1 protein-coding gene is annotated in these 686 nt (G+C 42.6%); it reads left to right on the plus strand.

The window, feature by feature from the left end:
* Nucleotides 1-686: hypothetical protein (locus AC1DVH_RS32300; RefSeq protein WP_477757196.1), on the plus strand; the 686-nt coding region annotated here is incomplete at both ends.

Below are 686 nucleotides of genomic sequence, written 5' to 3' on the forward strand. Positions count from 1 at the left end.
CTCATAAAGACATCAACAGGATTTGCAGTTCTTTACGACATCCTCAAAGGAAGCGTAATAAGCAGAGCGATCGCATCGAACATACTGAGTAGAAAAGGTGAATTTAAGCCAAAAGGAGATGGACTTGAAAACGAAGTAAAAGAGCTTTTTATCTCCCATGGGGTCGAGGCGGTAGGCTACAAAAGAAAATACCCTGAGCCAGAGGGAGAATATCAGTACGATGTTTTAGCACTATGGGATGGCAAACTATTTGTTTTAGAATGCAAGAATAGATGGCTTTGCGAAGGTCGCCCGGTTGCGATCTATAACTTCTTAAAACAAACTCGCGAAGATGTCCGCCAAGCAACAAGACTGGTAAACGGTTTAAAACTTCATCCTGAGATGGTACATGCGGCATTTGGTCGAGAAGTAAAGTACGACGAAATTATTCCGTGCGTCGTTGCTGGGCTACCATACGCGATGCCAGACCAACTAGGTGGCGTGTTTTTTACTGACATATCGATACTCACCAGATTCTTTTCAGATAGATATTTTGGCGTGGAATACTCTGATCGATCTAGAGAAGATCAACATGTAATTTACGATCAGTGGGAAACAAATGCGCCCTTAGTTTCTGACCTTATCAAAACGCTTCGTAACCCTATACAAGTAGCTATCACGAGCAGCACTCTTGGTACAAGAAATGT

This window comes from Pseudomonas sp. P4_C3 (assembly GCF_056402075.1).